Source organism: Thermithiobacillus tepidarius DSM 3134 (assembly GCF_000423825.1).
In the GTDB taxonomy this organism is placed as follows: domain Bacteria; phylum Pseudomonadota; class Gammaproteobacteria; order Acidithiobacillales; family Thermithiobacillaceae; genus Thermithiobacillus; species Thermithiobacillus tepidarius.
In genome coordinates, this window is the sequence record NZ_AUIS01000019.1 from 1 (window position 1) to 5,135 (window position 5,135).

Below are 5,135 nucleotides of genomic sequence, written 5' to 3' on the forward strand. Positions count from 1 at the left end.
CCCGCCAGACCAACGGCTTCCTCGAAGCGCTCAACGGCCTGTTTCAGTCCGCCAAGCGCCGCGCTCGCGGCTTCACCCGCTTCACCACTATCAGAACCGTCATCTTCCTGATCGCCGGCAAGCTCGACTTCGCAGTGATCAACCCTCATGCCCGGCAACCCACTTGAAATTCAACAGAGCCTTATTTAAAGTGCATGTAGTACCGGAAACCCGTTTCGGCGCGGTGCTGGGCAAGCGGTCCGGCAGTGCCGGACGTCGCGGAACAGATGGACGGGCCTCTGCCGTCACGAAAATCCCGGCGATCGGGCGGCAGGTGATTGGCTCGCTTGGAGTGAAATTGCAGATGGCAACACCCGTACTCGTAGTCGACGATTCCACGATCTCGCGGAAAATGGTGATCAAGGCGCTGCCCGCCGGCTGGGATGTGGAGATTTCGCAGGCCAGCAACGGCATGGAGGCGCTGGCGGCCTACCGTGCCGGCAAGGCCGAGGTGATGTTGCTCGACCTCACCATGCCGGTCATGGACGGCTATCAGGTGCTGGAAACCCTGAAGCGGGAGGGCCTGAACTGCTTCGTCATCGTCATTTCCGCGGACATCCAGCCGAAGGCGCGGGAGCGGGTCCTGTCCCTGGGCGCCGTGGCCTTCGTCCAGAAGCCGGTCAAGACCGAGGAGCTGACGCGCATTCTGCAGGAGTACGGATTGCTATGATCATGCCCCTCACCGAAGCGCAGACCGATGCCCTGCAGGAGGTCGCCAACGTGGCCATGGGACAGGCGGGCAACTCGCTGGCCCGCATTCTGGACGTCTTTGTCTGTCTCTCGGTGCCGCGCATCCGGCTGGTGACGGCCACCGAGGTGCTGGACGCCGTCCTGGAAATGGTCGGCAGCGACACCGTGGTCTCGGCGGCGCGCCAAGCCTTCTACAATCACCTGCGCGGCGAGGCGGTGGTGATCTTCGGCCAGGCGGGCCGTCGCGATCTGGCCGTGCTCATGGGCTACGACGAGCAGCTGGACGCCAACAGCGAACAGGAGCTGCTGTTGGAGGTGAGCAACGTCCTGGTGGGCGCCTGCATGTGCTGCATCGGCGACCAACTCGGCGCCGACCTGAGCTTCTCGGCGCCGTCACTCATGGCCGAGCGGGTGCGGGTGAGCCGCATGCTGGCCACCGAAAACCTGTCCTGGACCGATGCGCTGCTGGTGGAGGTCAACTTCGGCCTGGAGAACAGCGCATTCAAAAGCCATCTGCTGATCCTCATGACCGAGGAGGCCATCGATTCCCTGCGCCAGGATCTGGACAAGCTGCTGGAAGCCGTATAGATGCTCGCGCCTGCCATGGACCCCCGGCTGCTGAGCTTCATCGTCGACCGCGTGAACGTGGGGATCTTCGTGGTGGACCGGGAGCACCGGCTGGTGCTCTGGAACCGCTTCATGGAAGTCAACAGCGGCTGGCGCGCCGAGGAGGTGCTCGGCCGCAACCTGTTCGACTGCTTTCCCGAGCTGCCGCGCCCCTGGCTGCAGCGCAAGATCCAGAACGTGTTCATCCTGAAGAACTTTTCCTTCACCGCCTGGGAGCAGCGTCCCTATCTCTTTCCGTTCCGCCACAACCGGCCGGTGACGGGCGGGGTGGACTACATGCAGCAGAACTGCACCTTCATGCCGGTCAAGGACGAGCAGGGCGAGGTGCAGTTCGTCTGCGTGACCCTCTTCGACGTGACCGACACCAGCATCTACCAGCAGATGCTCAAGGAGGCGGGCAGCCGCGACGGCCTGACCGGCATCTTCAATCGTCGCCATCTGGAACAGGCCCTGATCCGGGAGTTCGACCGCGCGCGCCGCTACGGCGGGGCGCTGGCCTTCCTGCTGCTGGACGTGGACCACTTCAAGCACATCAACGACGCCCACGGCCACCCGGCCGGCGACGAGGTGCTGCGCACGGTGGCGCAGCGGGTCGGAGACTGTCTGCGCAGCACCGATACGCTGGGCCGCTACGGCGGCGAGGAATTCGCCGTCGTGCTGCCGGAAACCGACCTGTCCGGCGCGCGGGTGCTGGGCGAGCGCCTGCGCCTGGCCGTGGCCCGGGAGCCGGTGCTCCTGGATCAGCTCCCGCCCATTCCGGTGACCGTCAGCATCGGCATCAGCGAGCTGCGGCCGGAGCTGAGCGGTTACGAACGGCTCATCCACGAAGCCGATACGGCGCTTTATCATTCCAAGACGAACGGGCGCAATCGGGTGAGTTGCGCCGTCTAAGCAGTTGAGCGACGCCAGCCCGCTGAGCGGATGGCGATCGTGTGGCCCGCGTTCGTCAATGGAGGCGCAGAGCGGCAGATGGCGAACCCTGAAACCCGCGTCATGCCGGGCCGCGGTCCCGAGGCCGCGCCGGCTCCGATCACGGTGATCCTGAATGCCGCTGCCGGTGCCCGGGACAAGGCGGCGATCGGGCGGCGGTTGGCCGCGCTGTTCCGGGATCACGGCGTGGCGGCGGAGATCCATCTGATCGAGCGCGGCGCGGAGGCAGCCGGCTGGGCGCGCCGCGCCGTGGCCGCCGGGACGGGGGTGGTGGTGGCCGGCGGCGGCGACGGCACCGTCAGCAGCGTGGCCGCCGTCCTGGCCGGGACCAGCGTGCCTCTCGGCGTGCTGCCCCTGGGCACCTTCAACTACTTTGCGCGCAACCTCGGCATCCCGCTGGACTTGGAGGATGCCGTCCACACCCTGGTGCACGGACGGGTGATCAGCGTCAACCTGGGCGAGCTCAACGGCCGACTCTTTGTCAACACTTCCAGCCTGGGCCTGCACTCGCGCATTCTGACCGAGGCGGAGCGCTACAAGGCCCGCCTGGGCCGCCGCCGCTGGGTGGCCGTGGTCTCCGGCATCCGTACGGTGCTGCAGCCCCACCCGCTCTTCAGCATCCGCCTCGGCGTGGGCGCCACGGTGACCGCCTACCGCACGCCGCTGGTCTTCGTCGGCAACAACCGCCTGCAGGCCGCCCAGTTCGACCAGCGCGCCGGCACCTGCCTGGATGCCGGCCAGCTAAGCCTCTACGTCATGCATCCGGTCGGGCGCTGGGGGCTGCTGCGGCTTGTCCTCAAGGCGCTGTTCCGGCGTGCCGCGGACAGCCCCGGCCTGGACCTGCTGTGCCTGCAGGAAGGTTGGATCGAAACGCCGCGCCGGATCCTGTCCGTCTCCCTGGACGGCGAGGTGGTGCCCATGAGAAGTCCGTTGCACTATCGCGTCCGGCCGGCGGCGCTGCGGGTCATCGTGCCGGCTGGCGAGGCGGGCGCCGTGCCGCCGGAGTGAGAGGGGGACTGCTGCGGGGTGTAGCGCTGCAGGTCCGCGGCATGCTGGCGGGCAATGTGCCAGCCGCCGCTCAGGATCAGAGCACTCAGCAGCACCGGCAGCAATCCGCGGGTGACGGTCGCGGGGGGCCAGCGGCTGTAGAGCATGGTGAGGAGCAGCAGCCAGGCCGCTGCCAGCAAGGCGCCGCCAAGGATGTCCGACAGCCAGTGGGCGCCGAGATAGACGCGGGAAAAAGCGATCAGGCCGGCCAGGACGGCCGTGCCGAAGGCCAGGCCGAAGCGCAGCGCCTGCGGGCAGCCCCGGCCGCCGAGGAAAGCCAGGAAGCCATAGACCAGCACCGCGCGGGCGGCATGGCCGCTCGGGAAGGAATAGGCGTTCACGCCCGTATACACGGCCACGGGGCGGGGCACTTGCAGAACCAGCTTGACGAAGGGCACGGCGAGCTCGGCGAAGGCGACGGCGGCCAGGAGATACAGCGCGGCGCGCCGTTGCCGCCGCCAGACGAGCCAGGCCAGGGCGGCGCCCGCCACCGGCAGGACGACCACGGCGTCCCCCAGCTCGGTGATGCCGACCAGCCAGGCATCCAGCCCGGCGTTGCGCTGCGCTTGCAGGAGGCGGTACACGGCGCCGTCCAGCCGGCCCAGCTCCTGGGCCAGAACCGCTTCCACGAGCTCGGCGAAGGCCCAGGCGCTGAGCAGCAGCAGGATGGCGGAAACGAGCAGGGCGCGCGGTCCGGGCCGGGTGTCCGCGGGCGCGGCGCGGGGCTGGCCTGGCGCGGTCATGCGCAACCGACCGCTGGCCGCCGGCCGGGCCCTTGGGCGGACTCATCTTGCAAGAGCCATCGGAGGTGGGACATGACCGAGATCATAAAGGGTGCTGAGCTGATTCAAAAGCACTGCGTGCCGTGCGAGGGCGGCGTGCCGCCCTTGGAGCGGGCCGAGATCGAGCGCCTGCTGCAGCAGTTGGATGGCTGGACCTATCAGGATGGCGAAATCGTCAAGAGCTATGCGTTCAAGAACTACTATCGGACCATGGCCTTCGTGAACGCCGTCGCCTGGATCGCCCACCAGGAGGACCACCACCCGGACCTGGAAGTCGGCTACAACCGTTGCACGGTGCGCTACAGCACCCACGCCATCGGCGGTCTGTCGGAAAACGACTTCATCTGCGCGGCGAAGGTGGATCGGCTCATGGCGGGGTAGGCTGGGCGCGAAGCATCGGACCAGCCATCACGGCGGGATGCCGCCCTGAACTGTGGGAGCGTGAGCCAGCGCGGCCCGGGCTTGGCGCCGGGGGCATGCCGTGGCGGGCCCTCACCCTGCCCTCTCCCCGAGGGAGAGGGTATTCCGGGGCGTGCCGAGGTGGTACCGTGCCAAAGCCTGGCGGGCTGTCATCCTGGCTTGTCGGAGCGAGCTGGCTCGCGATCCGCCATCCCGATGAGGACGAAATCGCGGGCCAGCCCGCTCCGACGGCCGGCGGCAGCGCGACCCCGGGAGCCATGCCCGGGTACTCGCAAGATTATCCCCTCACCTTGCCCGCGCCCGGCGGGAGCGAGTATGCCGGGCGGCTGCGGTGCCGTGCCAAAGCCTGGCGGGCCAGCATCCTGGCTCGTAGGAGCGGGCTTGCCCGCGATCCACTGTGCCGATCGGCCAGCCATCGCGGGCAAGCCCGCTCCCACGGCCGGGGGCGGCAATGGGGTGGCGGGCATGGCGCCGGGGATGACCCGCCGGGTGATTCGAGCTGAGCCGTGCCGGCCCCTCTTGACCGAGCCCTGGTCCCGCCCCAGCCTTGCCAGTCACCAGTCACCAGTCACCAGTCACCAGTCACCAGTCACCAGTCAC

General features: G+C 68.3%; 7 protein-coding genes. 6 read left to right on the plus strand and 1 reads right to left on the minus strand.

Annotated features, from left to right (window positions below; translation table 11 throughout):
- The 5 genes from G579_RS19045 to G579_RS0109730 all read left to right on the plus strand — a co-directional run.
- Positions 1 to 167 (plus strand): transposase (locus G579_RS19045; RefSeq protein WP_038019294.1); only part of this gene is annotated, 167 nt, incomplete at its 5' end.
- A gap of 176 nt (positions 168 to 343) precedes the next feature.
- Complete coding sequence (locus tag G579_RS0109715) at positions 344 to 709, plus strand: response regulator (RefSeq protein WP_028990027.1); 366 nt, start codon at positions 344 to 346, stop codon at positions 707 to 709.
- Positions 706 to 1,317, plus strand: coding sequence for a hypothetical protein (locus G579_RS0109720; protein ID WP_028990028.1), 612 nt, complete (start codon positions 706 to 708; stop codon positions 1,315 to 1,317). Before G579_RS0109715 ends, G579_RS0109720 begins: the two co-directional genes overlap by 4 nt.
- A complete protein-coding gene (locus G579_RS0109725; protein ID WP_038019297.1) occupies positions 1,318 to 2,247 on the plus strand; it encodes a sensor domain-containing diguanylate cyclase in 930 nt (309 codons plus the stop codon).
- Positions 2,248 to 2,325: 78 nt separating this feature from the next.
- On the plus strand, positions 2,326 to 3,294 hold the full coding sequence (locus G579_RS0109730) for a diacylglycerol/lipid kinase family protein (RefSeq protein WP_051181352.1): 969 nt from the start codon (positions 2,326 to 2,328) through the stop codon (positions 3,292 to 3,294).
- Here the strand turns inward: G579_RS0109730 and G579_RS16910 are convergent.
- Positions 3,222 to 4,076 carry a phosphatase PAP2 family protein gene (locus tag G579_RS16910; protein ID WP_051181354.1) on the minus strand — a complete coding sequence of 285 codons (855 nt, stop codon included), beginning with the start codon at positions 4,074 to 4,076 and terminating at the stop codon, positions 3,222 to 3,224. The genes G579_RS0109730 and G579_RS16910 overlap by 73 nt on opposite strands.
- A 72-nt stretch (positions 4,077 to 4,148) precedes the next feature.
- Here G579_RS16910 and G579_RS0109740 point away from each other — a divergent pair, with 72 nt between their 5' ends.
- Positions 4,149 to 4,496 (plus strand): 4a-hydroxytetrahydrobiopterin dehydratase, encoded by a 348-nt coding sequence (locus G579_RS0109740; RefSeq protein ID WP_028990031.1) that lies wholly within the window; start codon positions 4,149 to 4,151, stop codon positions 4,494 to 4,496.
- Positions 4,497 to 5,135 lie beyond the last annotated feature (639 nt).

Excerpts from the sequence above, each read along its gene's own strand:
- G579_RS0109715 (WP_028990027.1), top strand. The coding sequence starts at position 344 with ATGGCAACACCCGTACTCGTAGTCGACGATTCCACGATCTCGCGGAAA.
- G579_RS0109720 (WP_028990028.1), top strand. The coding sequence starts at position 706 with ATGATCATGCCCCTCACCGAAGCGCAGACCGATGCCCTGCAGGAGGTC.
- G579_RS0109725 (WP_038019297.1), top strand. The coding sequence starts at position 1,318 with ATGCTCGCGCCTGCCATGGACCCCCGGCTGCTGAGCTTCATCGTCGAC.
- G579_RS0109730 (WP_051181352.1), top strand. The coding sequence starts at position 2,326 with ATGGCGAACCCTGAAACCCGCGTCATGCCGGGCCGCGGTCCCGAGGCC.
- G579_RS16910 (WP_051181354.1), bottom strand. The coding sequence starts at position 4,076 with ATGACCGCGCCAGGCCAGCCCCGCGCCGCGCCCGCGGACACCCGGCCC.
- G579_RS0109740 (WP_028990031.1), top strand. The coding sequence starts at position 4,149 with ATGACCGAGATCATAAAGGGTGCTGAGCTGATTCAAAAGCACTGCGTG.